The sequence below is a fragment of the Candidatus Blochmanniella camponoti genome (genome assembly GCF_023585825.1).
In the GTDB taxonomy this organism is placed as follows: domain Bacteria; phylum Pseudomonadota; class Gammaproteobacteria; order Enterobacterales; family Enterobacteriaceae; genus Blochmanniella; species Blochmanniella camponoti.
Genome location: NZ_CP097751.1, coordinates 522,803 through 543,270 on the forward strand (window position 1 = coordinate 522,803; position 20,468 = coordinate 543,270).

General features: G+C 30.2%; 15 protein-coding genes. 9 read left to right on the plus strand and 6 right to left on the minus strand.

All coding sequences use genetic code 11. The features are described from left to right. Nucleotides 1–111 precede the first annotated feature (111 nt). Nucleotides 112–1,239, plus strand: coding sequence for a molecular chaperone DnaJ (gene dnaJ, locus M9394_RS02180; RefSeq protein ID WP_250246995.1), 1,128 nt, complete (start codon nucleotides 112–114; stop codon nucleotides 1,237–1,239). Nucleotides 1,240–1,313: 74 nt separating this feature from the next. Here the strand turns inward: dnaJ and rpsT are convergent, their stop codons facing one another. Continuing rightward, the gene (gene rpsT, locus M9394_RS02185) at nucleotides 1,314–1,580 is read right to left on the minus strand and encodes a 30S ribosomal protein S20 (RefSeq protein ID WP_250246994.1); all 267 of its coding nucleotides are present in this window, start codon (nucleotides 1,578–1,580) and stop codon (nucleotides 1,314–1,316) included. A 253-nt stretch (nucleotides 1,581–1,833) separates the two neighbouring features. On the opposite strand from rpsT, the gene ribF reads away from it, so the two are divergent. The 8 genes from ribF to folA all read left to right on the plus strand — a co-directional run bounded on the left by ribF (nucleotide 1,834) and on the right by folA (nucleotide 13,513). Next, a complete protein-coding gene (gene ribF, locus M9394_RS02190) occupies nucleotides 1,834–2,808 on the plus strand; it encodes a bifunctional riboflavin kinase/FAD synthetase (RefSeq protein ID WP_250249840.1) in 975 nt (324 codons plus the stop codon). After that, entirely contained in the window at nucleotides 2,805–5,633 is a 2,829-nt protein-coding gene (gene ileS, locus M9394_RS02195; RefSeq protein WP_250249842.1) for an isoleucine--tRNA ligase, read from the plus strand. Before ribF ends, ileS begins: the two co-directional genes overlap by 4 nt. Next, the gene (gene lspA, locus M9394_RS02200; protein WP_250246991.1) at nucleotides 5,633–6,130 is read left to right on the plus strand and encodes a signal peptidase II; all 498 of its coding nucleotides are present in this window, start codon (nucleotides 5,633–5,635) and stop codon (nucleotides 6,128–6,130) included. Before ileS ends, lspA begins: the two co-directional genes overlap by 1 nt. A 152-nt stretch (nucleotides 6,131–6,282) precedes the next feature. After that, a complete protein-coding gene (gene ispH / locus M9394_RS02205) occupies nucleotides 6,283–7,218 on the plus strand; it encodes a 4-hydroxy-3-methylbut-2-enyl diphosphate reductase (protein ID WP_250250249.1) in 936 nt (311 codons plus the stop codon). A 202-nt stretch (nucleotides 7,219–7,420) separates the two neighbouring features. Continuing rightward, nucleotides 7,421–8,269, plus strand: coding sequence for a 4-hydroxy-tetrahydrodipicolinate reductase (gene dapB / locus M9394_RS02210; RefSeq protein ID WP_250249844.1), 849 nt, complete (start codon nucleotides 7,421–7,423; stop codon nucleotides 8,267–8,269). Between the two features lie 254 nt (nucleotides 8,270–8,523). Further along, nucleotides 8,524–9,663, plus strand: coding sequence for a glutamine-hydrolyzing carbamoyl-phosphate synthase small subunit (carA, locus tag M9394_RS02215; protein ID WP_250249846.1), 1,140 nt, complete (start codon nucleotides 8,524–8,526; stop codon nucleotides 9,661–9,663). Between the two features lie 18 nt (nucleotides 9,664–9,681). Continuing rightward, on the plus strand, nucleotides 9,682–12,909 hold the full coding sequence (gene carB, locus M9394_RS02220) for a carbamoyl-phosphate synthase large subunit (protein ID WP_250248122.1): 3,228 nt from the start codon (nucleotides 9,682–9,684) through the stop codon (nucleotides 12,907–12,909). Nucleotides 12,910–13,018: 109 nt separating this feature from the next. Beyond that, the gene (folA, locus tag M9394_RS02225; RefSeq protein WP_250246987.1) at nucleotides 13,019–13,513 is read left to right on the plus strand and encodes a type 3 dihydrofolate reductase; all 495 of its coding nucleotides are present in this window, start codon (nucleotides 13,019–13,021) and stop codon (nucleotides 13,511–13,513) included. 178 nt (nucleotides 13,514–13,691) lie between these two features. On the opposite strand, the gene M9394_RS02230 is transcribed toward folA, so the two are convergent. From M9394_RS02230 to lptD, 5 genes are all read right to left on the minus strand, one after another. Beyond that, entirely contained in the window at nucleotides 13,692–14,516 is an 825-nt protein-coding gene (locus M9394_RS02230) for a symmetrical bis(5'-nucleosyl)-tetraphosphatase (protein WP_250249848.1), read from the minus strand. 398 nt (nucleotides 14,517–14,914) lie between these two features. Then, nucleotides 14,915–15,718, minus strand: a complete 804-nt coding sequence (gene rsmA, locus M9394_RS02235; protein WP_250246985.1) for a 16S rRNA (adenine(1518)-N(6)/adenine(1519)-N(6))-dimethyltransferase RsmA — start codon at nucleotides 15,716–15,718, stop codon at nucleotides 14,915–14,917. Then, the gene (gene pdxA / locus M9394_RS02240; RefSeq protein WP_250246984.1) at nucleotides 15,715–16,722 is read right to left on the minus strand and encodes a 4-hydroxythreonine-4-phosphate dehydrogenase PdxA; all 1,008 of its coding nucleotides are present in this window, start codon (nucleotides 16,720–16,722) and stop codon (nucleotides 15,715–15,717) included. Before pdxA ends, rsmA begins: the two co-directional genes overlap by 4 nt. A 1-nt stretch (nucleotide 16,723) precedes the next feature. Continuing rightward, complete coding sequence (locus M9394_RS02245) at nucleotides 16,724–18,001, minus strand: peptidylprolyl isomerase (protein ID WP_250249850.1); 1,278 nt, start codon at nucleotides 17,999–18,001, stop codon at nucleotides 16,724–16,726. Nucleotides 18,002–18,051: 50 nt separating this feature from the next. Further along, entirely contained in the window at nucleotides 18,052–20,256 is a 2,205-nt protein-coding gene (gene lptD, locus M9394_RS02250; RefSeq protein ID WP_250249852.1) for an LPS assembly protein LptD, read from the minus strand. Nucleotides 20,257–20,468 lie beyond the last annotated feature (212 nt).

Below are 20,468 nucleotides of genomic sequence, written 5' to 3' on the forward strand. Positions count from 1 at the left end.
AAATACATTTAGAGTAGGAGAAGAGTAATTATTAAAATTATAAATAAAAAATGTTGAATCTATAAATGTATTACTAAATTAATAAGTATGCAAAGGGACGTAAAGAAAACCATGGCTAAATCAGACTATTATGAGATTTTGGGCATTTCCAAAAATGCGGATGAGCGTGAAATCAAAAAGTCCTATAAACGCCTGGCAATGAAATTTCATCCAGATCGTAATCCAGGGAATACTACAGCTGAAACAAAATTTAAAGAAATTAAAGAAGCATATGAAGTGTTAAGTAATTCAGAAAAACGTGCAGCTTATGATCAGTATGGTCATGCAGCGTTTGAATCAGGAAGTATGGGGTCAACAGCAAATTCAGGAGGAGCGGATTTTAGCGATATTTTTGGTGATGTGTTCGGAGATATATTTGGAGGAAATAGAAGAAATCGTGCAGGTAGAGGATCGGATTTACGTTATAATATAGAGTTAAGTTTAGAGGATGCAGTTCGTGGGATTATTAAAGAAATATGCATACCAACTTTATCGACCTGTGAAAAATGTCGTGGAAGTGGCGCGAGATCAAATTCAGCTATAATTACTTGTATGACATGTCATGGTCAAGGGCAAGTTCAAATACGCCAAGGTTTTTTTTCTGTACAGCAATCTTGTCCCGCATGCCATGGACATGGTAAAATTATTAAAGAAGTTTGTAATAGGTGTCGTGGAAATGGACGAGTAGAACGATCTAAGACTCTCTCTGTTAAAATTCCAGCTGGTGTAAACACAGGAGATCGTATACGTTTATCGGGTGAAGGCGAATCTGGAAAAAACGGTGCACCTTCAGGAGATTTATACGTTCAAGTTCAAATTAGAAAACATCCAATTTTTGATAGAGAAGAAAAAAATCTTTATTGTGAAGTACCAATTAGTTTTTCTATGGCAGCCTTGGGAGGAGAAATTGAGGTACCAACCTTAGATGGGAGGGTAAAATTAAAAATTCCTCCTGAAACCCAAACTGGCAAACTATTTCGTATGAGAGGAAAAGGAGTAAAATCGGTTCGAAGCGGGGGTAATGGTGATTTGTTATGTAGAGTAGTAGTAGAAACTCCGGTGAAGTTAAATGATATACAAAAACGATTACTTCAAGATTTGTCAGATAGTTTTGAGGGACCTCATGGAAACCGAAACAGCCCTAGATCTAAAAGTTTTTTTGATGGTGTAAAAAAATTCTTCGATGATCTCACTCGTTAATTGCTTACAGTGATGTTGTCAAAATTATATGATTTTTTTAAATGTTGTTATATTTCTCTTTTACTTCAGTTCAGTCAAAACTCCATGGATTTGATACGTGCGTATGCTCTAGATTTACATCTAGCGGCTTTATTTTTATGAATTAAACCTTTACAAGCCTGATGATCTATTTTTTTCTGCATAAAAACGAATGCAGTTATTGCAGCTGACTTATCTTTACTTTCAATTGCTGTATATACCTTTTTTATAAAGGTACGCAACATAGATCTCCGGCTTGCATTACACTTGCGTTGCTGCTTTGATTTTATGAGAGATTTTCGAGCTGATTTAGTGTTAGCCAATATGGAGTACCCCTTAAAATATTAAAATTTTAATTACACGCATACCCTATTTTATATTTTTACATTATATATTACAATTAATATTTATTATTTTCAATACGATTGCCATCACGTTTGTAAATATTTTTATAAATCTATTTTAATAATTATATTATTTGTATGCTTTTTGAATTAATTTTATAAAATAAGTTAGTACTTTTTAAAAATATATGAATAAATATAAATATCTTTTAAGAATTGATTTGAATTTAACATGGAATTTGTTAGAGGGTTACATAATATAAAATCCCATCATAAAGGTTGCATACTTACTATCGGTAATTTTGATGGATTTCATCGTGGGCATCAGGCATTACTTGAAAAGTTACAAAAAAAACGAAATATTTTGAAATTACCTGTTGTAGTTATGATCTTCGAGCCACAACCTAAAGAATATCTATCTAATATAATAGCAATACGATTAACTAGATTGAGAGATAAAGTGAATTATTTATGTACAGCAGGAGTAGATGTTATTCTATGTATTACTTTTAACAAAAAATTTGCTGCTATTGAAGCATACAATTTTATTAAAAATATATTAATATCTAAATTAGACGTTCGGTTTGTTTATATCGGAGATGATTTTAGGTTTGGTGCTTTTAGAAAAGGGGATTTTATTTTATTGAAAAAAATAGGTAAAAATGAAGGTTTTAAAGTAATACGCATCGCCACTTATTTTGATGAAAACAATCGCAGAATAAGTAGTACTGCGATACGTGTCGCTTTAGTAGAAAATAGAATATTGGATGCTGAATTATTACTTGGACATTCTTATTGTATTTCTGGCCGTGTAGTGCACGGAGATGAATTAGGTCGTAGGATTGGGTTTCCTACGGCTAACGTATCGTTACAGGGAAAACGATTACCCATACATGGTGTATACGCAGTGGAAGTGTATGGTATTTCTAATCATCCATTGCAGGGTATAGCCAATGTGGGAATTCGCCCAACAGTTACTGGAAAAAATCAACAAAAATTAGAAGTACATTTGTTAAATGTATCTACAAATTTATATACTTATCACATTAAAGTAGTTTTTTTAGCTAAAATACGTGATGAACAATATTTCAGTTCCGTGAAAATATTACAACGACAAATTAAAAGCGATATAATAAAAGTACGTAGTTATTTTAATAAAATTAATAATATCAACAAAATTTATAAAAACGGAATAATTTATAAATGATTAACTATAAAAATACTTTGAATTTACCACACACATTATTTCCAATGCGTGCTAATTTACCTGTATGTGAGCCTACTATTTTAGAGCGTTGGTATAAAGATAATTTATACGAAGCAATTCGTCATAAAAAAAGTAAAAAAAAATTATTTGTATTACATGATGGCCCACCTTATGTAAATGGTAGTATTCATTTAGGTCATGCAGTAAATAAAGTACTTAAAGATATTATTCTGAAATATAAAACCTTAATGGGGTATAATGCTCCTTATATTCCCGGTTGGGATTGTCATGGGTTGCCTATTGAACTACAAGTGGAACGATTAATAGGGCAACTAGGAATTAATGTTGATCCAAATGAATTTCGAAGTATTTGTCGTAATTATGTTTTAGATCAAATAGAAATGCAAAAAAAGGATTTCGTAAGATTAGGTGTCTTAGGAGACTGGTCACGACCTTATTTGACAATGGATTTTAAGACTGAAGCAAATATTATTCGCACCTTAAGTAAAGTTATATCTAACGGTTATTTCTATAAAGGAACGAAACCTGTACATTGGTGTTTTCAATGTTGTTCTGTATTAGCTGAATCAGAAGTGGAATATAATAATCATTGTTCTCCGGCTATTGATGTTGCTTTTGTTGCAGTAGATAATATTCGTATTTCTAAAATATTCAATATTGATTTATGTCAACGTATTATTGAATTAGTAATTTGGACTACTACTCCTTGGACATTACCTGCCAATCAAGCTATTTCTGTGCATCCAGATTACAGTTATCAATTAATTGCGGTGAATAATAATAAATATATAATTATTGCAGCTAATTTAGTGAATGTTGTAATGCAACGCATACAATGTTTTTCTTGGAAAATTTTAGGTGAAACTTCAGGTAATTCCTTAGAATCGTTAAAATTTCGGCATCCGTTTATGTCGTTTGATGTCCCTGTTGTCTTGAGCGGTCATGTAACACTAGATTCTGGAACAGGAGTAGTACATATCGCTCCAAATCATGGCGTTGATGATTATATTGTAGCTCGAAAATATAATTTTAAAATTGTTAATATAATCAATGAAACAGGTCATTACGTGTCTAATGTGCACCCTATGTTAGATGGCGTACAAATATTTCAATCCAATGACATAATAATAAACTTATTAAATCAATCAGGTTCTTTATTACACGTAAATCATAACTATAAACATAATTATCCATATTGTTGGCGTCATGCAGTTCCAGTCATTTTCAAAGCTACTGCACAGTGGTTTTTAAGTATGGATAAATATAATTTAAGAAATAAATTGTTGCAAACAATACACCAAGTAGATTGGATTCCAAATAAAGGAGAATATAGTATTGAAAAAATGATTGTTAATAGACCTGATTGGTGTCTTTCAAGGCAACGTGTTTGGGGTGTACCAATACCTCTTTTCATTCATAAAAAAACTTCAATTTTACATCCGCGTACGATTGAATTAATGGAAGTAATTGCCCAACATGTAGAACAACACGGAATACAGGCGTGGTGGGATTTAAAAACTGAAGATATCATAAGCAATGAAGAAGCAGATCAATATGAAAAAGTGCTAGATACGCTGGATGTATGGTTTGACTCTGGTTCTACTCATTATTCAGTGATACCAGAAAGATCAGAATATCGAAAGCAGTCACCAGATTTATATTTAGAAGGTTCAGATCAATACCGAGGTTGGTTTATGTCGTCTTTAATTATATCAACTGCAATTACAAGTAAAGCACCTTATAGAGAAGTATTGACTCATGGATTTACTGTAGATTCTCAGGGGCGTAAGATGTCTAAATCTCTTGGTAATGTCATTAGCCCTCAGGAGATAATAAAAGATTTCGGAGCGGATATCTTGCGATTATGGATAGCTTCTTCTGATTATTCTAAAGAAATGGCAATTTCAAATGCTATTTTAAAGCATACAACTGATGTGTATCGACGTATTCGAAATACCGCTCGGTTTTGTTTAGCTAATATTAGTGATTTTGACCCAGAACAAGATTCTGTACATCCAGAAAATATGATTGAATTGGATTGTTGGGCAATAGATCGCGCTTTATCTGTACAGTTAGAAGTAATATCAGATTACAATAAATATAATTTTCATAACGTAATACAACGGATCATGCAGTTTTGTTCGGTAGAAATGGGTTCTTTTTATTTGGATGTTATTAAAGATCGACAATATACCACAAAAAAAAATAGCAAAGAACGCCGTAGCTGTCAGACTGCATTGTATCATATTATTGAATCTATGGTGCGTTGGATTGCTCCAGTTTTATCTTTTACTGCTGATGAAATTTGGAGGTATATTCCAGGAAATAGATCAAAATATGTATTTACTGAAGAATGGTATAATGGCTTATTTAGTATAAGTTCAAAACAAATTATGAATAGTCATGATTGGAATACTTTTTTAAATGTTAGAAGTGAAGTAAATAAAATAGTTGAACAAACTCGCCTTAATGGCATTATTGGTGGATCCTTAGATGCAAGTGTAGTTTTGTATGCTACTCCAGAACTGGCAAATACATTACGTATCTTAGGCAATGAACTTTCTTTTGGATTAATAACATCGTCCGCTATAGTTTCAGATTATTGCAATGGATTTAATGTCACTCAATATGCACAAGAGGGGATGCCCGGACTGAAAATCTTTTTAGAAAAAGCTAAGGGCAAGAAGTGTTTGCGTTGTTGGCATTATAGATTAGATATTGATCAATATAAAAATTATTCAAATATTTGTGCGCGTTGTGTTAACAACATAGTTGGACCAGGAGAAAAACGTAGGTTTTTTTAATGAATAAAAAATATAATTATAAAAATTTAAAATGGTTATGGTTATCTATATTAATAATGTTATTAGACATAGGAACAAAGTATTGGGTAAAGACTCATTTTTGGATTGGGGAGGTATTATCAGTATTACCTGGAATTAATTGTTATTATGTTTGTAATTCAGGATTAGCTTTTGGGTTATTTACCAATGCTAATTTGTATTATCGTTGGATATTTGTGTGGATAATAACATTAGTAATTGTAGTGTTTATCATAGCTTTATATACATTGATTGAACGTCCTAAATGTTATAGTATATCCTACTCTATGGTTATTGGAGGAGCCTTAGGGAATTTATTGGATCGAATATTATACGGAACAGTAGTTGATTTTATTGATGTTCACATTAAAAGTTGGCATTGGCCAACTTTTAATGTTGCAGATATAGCAATTTGTATAGGAATTACCATTGTAACGATAAGATACTATTATGATTTTATTAAAAATAATTTATATTAAAATTGTGATATTAATGATGATTGTTATCAATACAATATGCATTATTATGTTTATTAATCTAATTACAAAATTACTAAAAATTAATTGTCACATTTTATGTGAGCAATAAATGTAGCAATTTTTTATTATGAAAATACAAGAGGGTTTAAATAATTAAAGTTATATTAGCTAATCCGCGTGGGTTCTGTGCAGGGGTAAATCGAGCGATTAATATTGTAGAGAAAACGATACAGGTATATGGTACTCCAATTTATGTGCGCCATGAGTTAGTGCATAATGATTACGTGGTAACTCAATTATCTAAGAAAGGTGTTATTTTTATTGAGCAACTAGATGAAGTACCAAATGAATCGGTTCTCATTTTTTCTGCTCACGGAGTGTCAAAAAAGATGCGGGAGCAATCAAAAATTAAAAATTTAATAATAATTGATGCTACTTGTCCATTGGTAACTAAAGTACATAAGGAAGTCTCCCGAGCTAATCGTAATAACATGGAAGTAATTTTAATAGGCCATTCTGGTCATCCAGAAGTAGAAGGAACTATGGGGCAATATATTTCTATGAATTCTAGGCAAAAAATATATTTAGTTGAGTCGCAATCAGACGCTTGGTCCATTCAGGTTAATCACCCAAATCATTTATTTTTTGTAACACAAACAACTTTATCTATAGATGATACTGCAGAGATTATAGCAATTTTGAATAAAAGATTTCCTAGCATTATGGGCCCTAGAAAACATGATATTTGTTACGCAACATTTAACAGACAAAATGCTCTGAAAAATTTAGCTTCGAAGGCAGAGATGATATTTGTTGTAGGGTCAATAACATCGTCTAATTCTGTAAGATTAATGGAGCTAGCACGTCGTATTGGGAAAATTACATATTTAATTAGTCACGCTAATGATATTCAAAAAAATTGGTTGCGTGGGGTAAATAACATTGGTATTACTGCTGGGGCATCAGCCCCAGACATTTTAGTACTTCAGGTTATTGAAAAATTACGTGTATTAAGTACAGATCATTTTGTGGTTGAAGAAATGATTGGAGAGGAAGAGAATATATTTTTTGATACACCTAAAATTTAGCATATTTATAATAATGGATTTGTTGATTTTATTGTAACAGTAAAATTATGTATTAAATGTAAAAACTGACTATAAAAAATTACAACGATATGTAACATTATTTATTATATTTTATTGCACTTAGTATTGTATATAGGAACAAATCAGAATCATAAATTTTCTGTATGTAAAGAATAAACATTATTAATAAGGTTATAAAATTATGAGTGATGCACTTCTCCGTATTGCCGTTACGGGAGTAACTGGTCGCATGGGTAAAGAAATAGTAACGTGTGTTGTTGAAGGAGAAAAACAATTTAGTCAAGAAATTGTTTTAGGAGCTGCTATAACACGTTTAAATGCTAAAATTTGCGGAATGGATGTTGGAGTATTAATAAACAATGATACTTTAGGTATAGAAATTACTGATAATTTGGAATCAATTAAAGATAATTTTGATGTTTTGGTTGATTTTACTGCCCCTGATATATCTATAGAATATTTAAAATTTTGTGTTAATAACAATAAAAATATAGTTATTGGTACTACTGGATTTAATCAGATACATAAGAATCTTATTCTAAATGCGTCTCATAAAATAGGAATTGTTTTTTCCTCCAATTTTAGTATAGGTGTAGCGTTAATATCTAAATTATTGCATAAGATTACACAAATTATAGGTAGTACTTCAGATATCAGTATTATTGAAACTCATCATAACAGGAAACGTGACATACCGTCTGGCACTTCTTTAACAATGCAAAATATTATTGCAAATGCATTGCGATCTATTCATTCTAATAAAATTATGGACTCTAATCTTGATTCTACAACGTATTCATCAGCGTCTTCTTATAATGATATATTAATTCATTCGATACGTGCTGGAGATGTCGTTGGAGAACATACTGTTTTATTTGCAGGACCAGGAGAACGTTTAGAAATCACACATAAAGCATCGGACCGTTTAATATTTGCTCATGGAGCATTACGTGCTGCTTTTTGGATAGGGCGTGATAAAATAGGCTTATTTGATATAAGCGATATCTTAGAAATGGATACGTTATTATGATAGCTAGATGCAAGTAAATAATTATATGATCATATATCATATATATAATATGATGATATATGATTGATGTTATTAAAAGAATTCTAAGACTAATAATCAATAAAACATGTATAAATTTTATTTACACATGTTTTATTTTAATCTAAAATAATAGTATTATTAATTTAATATTTAACTTATCAATTTCCTCTAATAAATTAAATGTAAGTTATATACTTAATGATTTATTTATCTATTAAGATAGAGTTATTTTAATGAAATCAGCACTGTTAGTACTAGAAGATGGTAATAAATTTTATGGTTATGCAATAGGCGCAGAAGGAGAAACGGTAGGAGAAGTAGTGTTCAACACATCAATGACTGGATATCAAGAAATAATTACTGACCCTTCTTATGCTTATCAAATAGTCATATTAACTTGCCCTCATATTGGAAACGTAGGTACTAATGAATTTGATAATGAATCTTCTTGTATTCAGGTAAGAGGGCTGATTATTCGTGACTTATCAATGGTTGTTAGTAATTTTCGTTATACATTGAGTCTCTCAGATTATTTAGTGCAACAAAATATTGTTGGAATTGCTGGAGTAGATACTCGTAAGTTAACTCGTTTAATACGAGAAAAGGGAATACAACACGGCTGCATCATTGCTTGCGACATGCCTGATGCCACATTAGCATTGCGTAAGGCTCGCGAATTTCATGGATTGAATGGACTTAATCTTGTTCATGAAGTAAGTACTTCTCGACAGTATATCTGGAATCAAGGCACCTGGAATATTAAATCTGGAGTATTTTGCGCTCCATTACACCTACCTTATCGTGTTGTAGTATATGATTTTGGTGTTAAACGAAATATCATGCGTATATTAGTAGATTATGGTTGTTTATTAACTGTGGTTCCAGCGCATACTACAGCGCAAGAAATAATTGATATGCAACCAGATGGTGTCTTTCTAGCCAATGGGCCTGGAGATCCAAATGTATATGAATACGCAATTAATGCTATACAAACTTTTTTAAATACAACTACAATCCCGTTGTTTGGGATTTGTTTAGGACATCAGTTACTTGCGTTAGCCAGCGGAGCTAAAACGATAAAAATGAAATTTGGACACCATGGCTCTAATCATCCAGTTAAAGATATAGAAACAAACAAGGTTATAATTACTGCTCAAAATCATAATTTTGTAGTAGACAAACAAACTTTACCTGATACGTTAAAAATAACGCATATTTCATTATTTGATGGTACTCTCCAAGGTCTTCACCATATTAATAAACCTGCTTTTAGTTTTCAAGGGCATCCAGAGGCTAGTCCTGGTCCTCATGATGCTGCATCATCGTTATTTGGTCATTTCATTAAATTAATTAAAAATTACCGTAATAAATAATAAGTTTGAGAGTATAATATGCCAAAAAGAACCGATATACACAGCATCTTACTATTAGGAGCTGGACCAATAGTTATCGGTCAAGCCTGTGAATTTGATTACTCTGGCGCACAAGCTTGTAAAGCGTTACGTGAAGAGGGATATCGTATTATTTTAGTAAATTCTAATCCTGCTACAATTATGACGGATCCTGATATGGCTGATGTCACTTATATTGAAGCGATTCAATGGAAAATAATACATAAGATCATTGAAAAAGAACATCCGGATGCACTGCTCTCAACTATGGGTGGACAAACTGCTTTGAATTGTACTTTAGATTTAGAACGTCACGGAATTTTAAGAAAATTTAATATAATAACAATTGGAGCAACGATAGATTCTATTTGTAAGGCAGAAGATCGTCAAAAATTTCGAGAATCTATGAAAAAAATTAGCTTAGAAACAGCACGATCTGGTGTTGCACGCGATATAGATGAAGCTATGATGGTTTTAGAAAAAATCGGGCTACCCTGCATTATTCGTCCTTCTTTTACTTTAGGAGGAAGCGGAGGTGGCGTTGCTTGTACTCAAAAAGAATTTGAAAAACTTTGCAGATATGGATTAGATGCATATCCTCATCATGAACTTTTAATTGATGAATCTTTAATTGGTTGGAAGGAGTATGAAATGGAAGTAATACGTGATATTAAAGACAATTGTATAATTGTGTGTTCTATAGAAAACGTTGATCCCATGGGTATTCATACTGGTGATTCCATTACTGTGGCGCCAGCTCAAACTTTGACCGATAAGGAATATCAAATCATGAGAAATGCTTCAATGATGGTATTACGTGAAATTGGAGTAGAGACTGGAGGAGCTAATGTACAGTTTGCGGTCAATCCAAATAATGGAAGACTTATCGTTGTTGAAATGAATCCGAGAGTATCGCGATCATCAGCATTAGCTTCGAAAGCAACTGGATTTCCTATAGCAAAAATAGCTTCTAAGTTAGCAGTGGGATATACTCTGGATGAATTATCAAATGATATTACCAATGGTAATATTCCCGCATCTTTTGAACCATCAATCGATTATGTAGTAACTAAAATTCCGCGTTTTAATTTTGAAAAATTTCCAGAGCAACACAATAAACTGACAACTCAAATGAAATCAGTGGGTGAAGTGATGGCAATTGGTCGTAGTCAGCAAGAATCTTTACAGAAAGCAATACGCGGATTAGAAATAGGAGTAATGGGACTAGATTCTAAAATTGATTTAGATCACCCTAAAGCGTTTAGTATTATTGTATATGAATTAAAAAATGCTAGTAGTAATCGAATATGGTATATTGCCGATGCTTTTCGCTACGGTATATCTTTAGAACAAGTTTTTCATTTAACTAATATCGATCGTTGGTTTTTAGTTCAAATTCAAGAATTAGTACAATTAGAGAATGATGTAATATCGGAAGGTATATCATGTCTTGATAAGAATCGGTTATATTGTCTTAAAAAGAAAGGGTTTTCTGATGCAAGATTGGGGCAATTGACAGGAGTATCAGAAAATAAAATTCGTACATTAAGATTTATATATGATATACATCCTGTGTATAAACATGTAGATGCATGCGCGGCAGAATTTTCTACTAATACTTCTTATATGTATTCTACTTACGATGGTGAATGTGAATTTCAATTTAATCACACAAATAAAACTATAATGATATTAGGAGGGGGACCTAATCGTATTGGTCAGGGTATTGAATTTGATTATTGTTGTGTTCATGCAGCAATAACATTACGTGAAAGCGGATATCATGTAATTATGGTGAATTGCAATCCTGAAACTGTATCTACTGATTATGATATATCGGATATTCTTTATTTTGAACCAATTACATTAGAAGATATCTTAGAAATTATACGTATAAACAAACCAACAGGTGTGATTGTTCAATATGGAGGTCAAACTCCATTAAAATTGGTTAAAGAAATGGAAGCAGCTGGGATATCTATTATAGGCACGAGTCCGGATGCAATTGACCAAGCTGAAAATAGAGAACGATTTCAACGATCAATCAAATGTTTAGGTTTACAACAACCAGATAACGCTACTGTTATATCTATACAATCAGCTTTAAAAAAAGCTAAAAATATAGGGTATCCCATAGTAGTTAGGCCTTCTTATGTTTTGGGAGGTAGGGCTATGGAAATAGTATATAATGAAAAAGAATTATTATTCTATTTTAAAAATGCTATATCAGTATCTAATAATGCACCAGTTTTGTTAGATAGTTTTTTAGAAAATGCGATAGAAGTAGATGTAGATGCAATTTGTGATGGAAAACAGGTGTTTATCGGGGGAATTATGGAGCATATCGAATACGCAGGAATACATTCCGGGGACTCAGCGTGTTCTTTGCCAGCTCATACGTTAAGCAAAAATATTCAGGACAGAATACGTTATCAAGTAAAAGAACTAGCATTTAAATTTAATATAAAAGGTTTGGTAAATATACAATTTGCAATACAAAAAGATGAAATTTATATAATTGAGATTAATCCAAGAGCATCACGTACAGTTCCTTTTGTATCTAAAGCCACTGGCATGGCGTTAGCAAAAATTGGAACCCGAGTAATGATTGGGCAATCTTTGTTGGATCAAGGTATTTTAAAAGAAGTAATTCCTCCTTATTTTTCAGTGAAGGAGGTAGTATTGCCGTTTAACAAATTTATTAACATGAATCCAAGGTTAGGCCCAGAAATGAGATCTACAGGAGAAGTAATGGGTATTGGACGTACTTTTGAAGAAGCATTTGCTAAAGCAACATTAAGTAGTCAGTTTTATATGAGAAAACATGGCGATGTATTATTATCTTTATCTGATAAAGATACGGATAAAGCAGTGGATTTAGTTACTAAATTTATTAAAAATGGTTTTATGTTGGATGTTACAAGTGAAACAGCGAAAATACTAAAAAGTGTTGGTCTTGTTTCTCAAATGATTAGACCAGTGCATGTAACTCATGCATATATTCACAAAAAAATTAAGAATGGTGGATATAGTTATATTGTTGATACCACCTTAGCAGATAATATTAGTAATGATTATGCGGCATTATTGTGCCGAATCGCATTGCAACATAACGTCTATTATATTACTACAATAAATGGAAGTTTTGCTGCAGCTATGTCGTTATCTGTTGATACTACAGAACATGTGGTATCACTTCAAGATATGCATTCTAAAATAGTACATTAAAACTATAATTGGTATATATTGCAGAATTACATTTTGTATGTTTCTGTAATTACAGATTTTATTAAAAAGTATTTTGTAATTTGATATACATATTGAATATTGTGTCATAATGATTATTAGCTTAATTGCTGCGTTGACTACCAATCATATAATTGGGAAAAAAAATGTTATTCCTTGGTATTTACCTATGGATGTTAAATGGTTTAAATATCATACTTTATATAAGCCAATTATTATGGGACGCAAAACATTTGAGTCTATAGGCAAGAAACCATTATTAAATAGATTGAATATTGTTTTAAGTCGTAATTTATTAAATAATTATAATGGTGTTTTTGTAGTAGATAATATAGATGAAGCTTTATCTTTAATACAGGACGAACATGAAGTCATGGTAATTGGAGGAAGTGAAATATACAATGTTTTTTTACCTCGTGCGCAACGCTTATATTTAACATATATTCATAACATGGTTGAAATTGATGGCGACACTTTGTTTCCTGATTATAATATAAGAGAATGGAAATCTATTTTTAATAGTTTTTATAAATTTAGAGAGGACTGTTTTTGTTATTTGCATTTTTCTATTTTAGAACGTTGCTAATAAAAACTATTATGGTTAATAATGAAAATAATTTATTAATATGAAATCAATATTTCATATTAATAAATTATTTTTAAAGAGTGATAATTAAAATATGGTACTAATTTATTTTAATTTGTATAGAATATGTACAAATAATCATCAAATTTGATTATATGTTTTATTAAGTTAATGTAAGTTAAGTAGATGGGTGGTCACAAGGTATGGATACAATTTTTTTGTCTTCCCATCGCAATAAGGTCAGTGCCCCTCCCCAACAACAACCAGAATCTAATCCATACATACCAGATGGTATTTTTATTTCTCCTAATGATGCCCAATGACCAAAAATTATATTATACGCGGGATCAACTAATTTGTTTAAAGAAAACCACGGATATATATTTTTTGGGGCATCATTAGGAGCTCCTTTGTATTTTAAATCTAATTGACCATTTAAATAAATATAACGCATTCGTGTGAATACATTAATATTTTCTTGTATTTGTTGTAATTTACTATTATGTATCTGATGCATATCAGATACATTGTCATGCATGTCTTTTTTAAAAAGTAGAAAATAATGGTCGCTAACCAAAATTTCTTCTATTTCTTGGGCATATTCTTTAGTATTGTTAATATTCCAATTAGGATGAATTCCTGCATGGGTCATTAATATCTTTTTATTTTCATCTATATATAACATAGGTTGATGACGCAACCAATTAATTAATTCTTCTAAATCTGGAGCATTGAATATAGCATCAAAATAATCTTTACGTTTTCTATCATTTATTCCAAAATATGTTTTTAACAAATGTAACTCATGATTACCTAATACTATGGAAGCACTTGTTTTAAATGCATAGACTAAACGCAATACCTCTAATGAATTTGGTCCTCTGGCGATTAAATCTCCGGTAAAATGTAGAGTGTCAACATTAGGATTAAAGCATACATGATCTAGTATAGTTTGTAAGTGTCTGTAACATCCGTGGACATCTCCGATAAAATAAGTAGACATTTGGGTTATTATAGATTTTTTTACAATAAAAATTAATCAAATACATATATCATAATATTTTTAATATTTTGTATTAAGTATAAATTTTCCTTTTTAGAAAAGGACTATTTGTATAATAAAAATATATTTTATAAGATATGAAAATATGCTTACTTTTAGTAAGAAATTTTTTCCATTACAATAGAAACTGATTTGTTTTAAACATTTTGTTTGTGTTAAACAAAGAGTTTTTATACCATTGTGGTATTGATTTATAGTATTATTTAAACAAGCATATCATATTCAATAGTATATTGATAATTTAATAAAAAATAGATGTATAACATTTTTCAGTTGAAATACCATTATAACTGATGATATCAGTTATAGGTTATAATAACAACATCATATCAGTAAGTTTATTCGTTATTTAACATATTTGCTAATGTACAGTATTGATTAATAGTAATGTTTTCTGCTCGCAGTGCCGGATTTATTCCTTTTTGTGTTATTTCTGTTTCGTTAAAAAATGTAGATAAGCTGTTACGAAGAGTTTTTCGTCTTTGGCTAAAAGCTAATTTTGTCAGCGAAGATAGCTGACCAATATTAACTATTGGATAAGGAGTGTTTGTGTGGGGAAGTAGACGCATTACCATAGATTCTACTTTTGGGATAGGAAAGAAAGAAGTTGCTGGTATCTTTAACAACGGAACAACTTTACAATGATATTGTGTTATTATGCTTAGTCTGCCATATTCTTTTTTATTAGGATTTGCGTAAAGTCGTGTAGCTACTTCTTTCTGAAACATGAAATGCATATCGTAAATTACATTAGTGTATTGGAATAAATACACGATTAATTCTGTGGCTATATTATAGGGTAAATTTCCTATTAATCGTAGTTTTTGCCCAACTTTATGTGATAATTCAAAAAAATTTGTTGTCATTATATCTTGATGAAGAATATAAATTTTTTTGTTAAACATTTGAACTAATCGATTGACTAAGTTTGAATCACGTTCTATTAATATTAAAGAATCGAGATCTGTAGTATTTAGAATTTGTTTAGTTAGCGCGCCTAATCCGGGTCCAATTTCTAGTATTTTTTGATGTTTTTTAGGATTAATAGTTTTAACAATAGTATCAATAACATTTTGGTCTTTAAGGAATACTTGGCTCAATTTTTTTTTTATAAGATGATTTTTATAGTATATTTTTTTCATAAGGATGACTTAGTTAGCATTTTAATTGCAACTGTAATAGCCATAATCATACTATCGGGTAGTGCTGTTCCTTTTCCAGATAGTTCAAGAGCAGTGCCGTGATCTACAGAGGTTCTAATAAAAGGCAATCCTAAAGTAATATTTACTGATTGACCAAATCCAGAATATTTTAAAACAGGTAAACCTTGATCATGATACATAGCTAATATTACGTCTGCATGTTGAATATATTTTTTCTGAAATATTGTATCAGCTGACAAAGGACCTATTAGTTCACAATTAATGTTTTTCTTTAAAATATTTAAAGCAGGTATAATGATATTAATCTCTTCTTGTCCTATATAGCCGGATTCTCCAGAATGTGGGTTTAAACCACATATATAAATTTTAGGGTGTGAAACACCAAAGTATTTTTTTAATCCTTGTGCGAGAATGGAAATAGTATCGCAAAGAGATTTTTGAGTAATCATTTTTGGCACAGATAATATAGGGATATGGGTAGTAGCTAAAGCAACACGTAATTTTCTATTACTTAGCATCATTACAGTTGTTTCGCATTTGTTGATTTGAGATAAAAATTCAGTGTGCCCACTGAATGCTATGTTTCCTCTATTAAGAATAGCTTTATGTATAGGGCCGGTCACTAATGCTGAAAATTCCCCATTTAAACATCCCTGTGATGCTCTTGTTAAAGTATTAATAACATAATTATTGTTATTAACATTTAATTGACCAGGTATAGTTTTTTGTGGAAGTAACATTTTTAATATAGATAATTCTCCGGGCATACAAGGAGATGCTATTTTTTTAGAATGGTAAGAACGTAATTTTAGAGGCAGATTTATTTGCTGCGCTCTATCTAATAGCAAATTAGGATCTGCACACACAACCAACTCTACAGGCCATTTCTTTTGTGCGCTCATAATAACTATGTCAGGACCGATTCCAGACGGCTCTCCCGTAGTAATCACAATGCGTCGAAATTGTTTATTTTTTTTTATCATTTTAGTTAATGATCTTAATATATGATTCGGATCGTAATTCTTGAATCCAATTTTTCATAATTTCATCAAATTTGTTATTTAATAAATATAAATAAGCACGTTCATACATTATTTCATTATATTCTAATATAGATATATCTATTAACTGAATTAAACGCCATCCGTAAGAGGTGTATACTGGTATGCTAATTTCATTGCTTTTTAAAGAACTCAAAACTTTTCGGATTGATGGCTCGAAATCATCTAAATCCTTGCATATTGTATTTTCTTCGTAATGACTAAAACATATGTCTTTTGATTTTTCTTTCATCATCATTCCAAAAGCAGTATTACTTTTTTCCATGTGTTCTTTAGTTTGCAATAGTTGTTCCACTATGCTTACATTTTCACACGAATTTTTTATACCAAATATTTTTGCTGTAACTTTAGTTACAGGCAGCATAATTTGTTTATAACGTATATCTTGTACTTCTAGAATATGTATTCCATCGCAAGATGTAATTGGACCGATAACATCACCTTTTTTTATTGTTTGTAAATATTTATCAAAAATAATTGGTATGTCTTTCCATGAAATCCATTCTGTTTCGTGTACTTTAATTATTTGAATAATATTTTTATTAGAATATGTGCGTATGAGTTCTTTAATATCTTTGTTAAATTCTTTTTTTTTAATTAATAATCTTGCAAAATATTCTATTCTATCTATTTGGCATTGAGTAGGTTGTATTGGTAATGAAAATATAACGTGCTTTAATTTAAATTGTTTATTAATATCAATAATATTTGATTTTTTGGCAATTTTATTTATTTCATTTGTCAATATATGAGTACGATTGCGCATAACATGATCACATATTTGCTTTTTAAGCATATTTTGATATTGTTGGAAATAAAATTTTTCGTAATTTAAGCCAATATCATATAGGTATGAACGAAACTGATCGAATGTCATATCATATAAATTTAAAATACAGTTAATCATTTGATTAAGTTGATTGTGGTCAATGTTGATTTTTTGTTGATCAGAAATTTGGAAAATGAGGTTATCTATGATTAATTGGTCTAATATTTTTTGATAATATGAAATATCTTGTAATATATTGTCATTGCCATTAGAGATGTTATCTCGAATCATATAAATATTATTTCTGATATCACTATCTAATATAATATTATGATTCACTAATGCTACAATTTTATTTACCGTTTTAAATGCCCCAAGAACAATATTTGTTTTTAACGTAAATATTAGAATTAATATTTTCCAAAATTTCATATAATTAACAATATTATAAGCACGAATCCGACTTCATGTGATATGTAAGGTTACAGTGCATGTTGATATGGAAAAACGCCTATGTCCAACATCTTATATGGGTTTGCTTTAAAATCTGATGCGGAGTTATATATTTTAATATCTAATCGTATTTTATTATCATATGTATTACGGTTCAACTGTTTGTTCCAATCAATCATTTTTCGCTCACAAGATATATTAACCCCCCAACATGGTGTATAATACTGTATTCCTATTGTTTGATCAATGAGTTGATTAGTTTTTATGTTATGGTAATAAGAGCAACTTATTTTCCAATTATCAATTAAAGGATAACAAGCGAGTACTCCTAATTGAGCAATTGTGTTGTGGTATATTGATTCTTTAATATCTGGTAGTATTTTTTCAAGATATTGTTTGTTGGCATATCTATAATGTGTTTGTAAAACTTGATTGTCTTTACCTGTATATTCTAATATTATAGTCCCAAATGATAATGCATCATACTGCATATCATATTGCATTTCAGTGTTCATATGCCAGTGATCGTTAATGTTCCAATGACTTATTCCTGAAAATAATAGGATATTAGGAGTTTTTTGTGTGCATTTAGATATTTTTATATATTCGGAATTAAGTTGTCTTAAATTAAAAATTTGACCTATAGATGCATAAAATAATTCGTTTTTTTTCTTAAAGCATCGTATGGTTATATCTCCAGTAATTTGATTAACAGGTAAAATACGATCCAATCCACTATATGTAGTGTCACGAAATAAATTTTTATGATCTATATGAATCATATCAGTATCATAGATGCCAATGTTTTCTTGAAAACGATATGGTACATATAAATATTGTAATTTTGGTTCTAAGAAACGTTTATATTTTTTTGAAATATGCGTATTTTTTTTAAAAATCATCTTTCCGTTGATTTTTAATTGCGGGGTGATACGATTAACTATATTTTGTAAATGATAGCCCGGATATTGTGTTCTGTTATAATGATCTATATTTTTTTGTCGATAATGTGTTATTTTTAATTTGGCTTCAGTATTAAAATGTCCATAATAATTATTTATTGAGAAATCTAAAGTTGGTTCCGTGTGTATCCTGATTGTTTTTGGATAATGGTAATTTACAGGTATAAATTGGGTTATTTGACTAAATAACTTTAAATTCAATGGTTTATGCTTGATGTTATCATAATATGAATTTAATTCTAGCTGGAACGATTCGTTGTAATTATAATAGTCTTTAATTGTTGTAATATTAATATTCGTGACACCAAAATAAGATAAATTAGCGTTCCAATTTTTATCAGTATAATTGCACAGTATTTTTTTGTTCATACAATTATTATTAGAGTGTGTATATGTTGGTATATTGACGTTTTCGATATAATTATTGGAACCTGTAGTTGAGATATAATTAGAATTAAAATGCCATTTTTTATTCATAATACCATTATGTTTCCAATATAATTGCCAATATCTGTTATGGTAATTGCTGGAAAATTTTTTATTGCACATTTTATTATTTTCTACGAGATCTAAAATGAATAATCCAGTTCCTGGTTTAATTGAATAACGTATTTCTGTTTCTAATTTTGTTCCTAGGTTAGATGTATAACATGGAGAGATGCTGCCTGAGTAGTGTTTTGAGAAATTAATAGGGCAAGGTATTTTAAAGATTAATCCACTTTTGCTACTGTATTTAATATTAGGTATGTAGTATCCTAAGACATTATTTTGATGTAAAGATAGTGATAAATAAGGGCTATAGAATATTGGTATTTTTTTTATTTTAAGACAAGCATTCCACACATCTATCTTATGTTTATGATGATCATAAAGCATTTCTGATCCTGTTATGTTCCAATAATTTTTGTTTTCAATACAAGAAGTACACTTTCCTTGTTTAACAATAGTATAACGATTTTTCCCCCTCTGCATTATAGAATTTGCTGTTCCATGAATAGGAGGAGGTTCTGAGAAATGATATGTGGCTTCATGAATATCTATATTTTTATTATAAAAATTAATCCAAGCATGGGATCCAGTTAATATAATATAGTTGTTGTTATAGCTAACATGGCCACAAGCATACAGTGTATTGTATAATACCTCGTTTTTTTCGTTAAGTGATATTATTAATTTGTCGGACATGAAAACGTTATTATCTTGTTTCATATTGACATCCCCAGAAAACTGAATTTTATTAGGATAATAAATATCTAGTTCATCGGATGACACATAGATGGGTTGATCAATAGAAAAGAGATTGTTGATTACAGGAATTTGCAGACAATTAGATGCATGAGCCAAAAAATAAAATTGAGTACAAAATATTATAAAAATTGCATTAATGATAGTGTTTTTAAAAAAAAACTTAATAATCATTGATTAAACTATTTTGACACATGTTGCTCAAAAAAGAATGTGAACTTTTTATGCTTGAATAAATA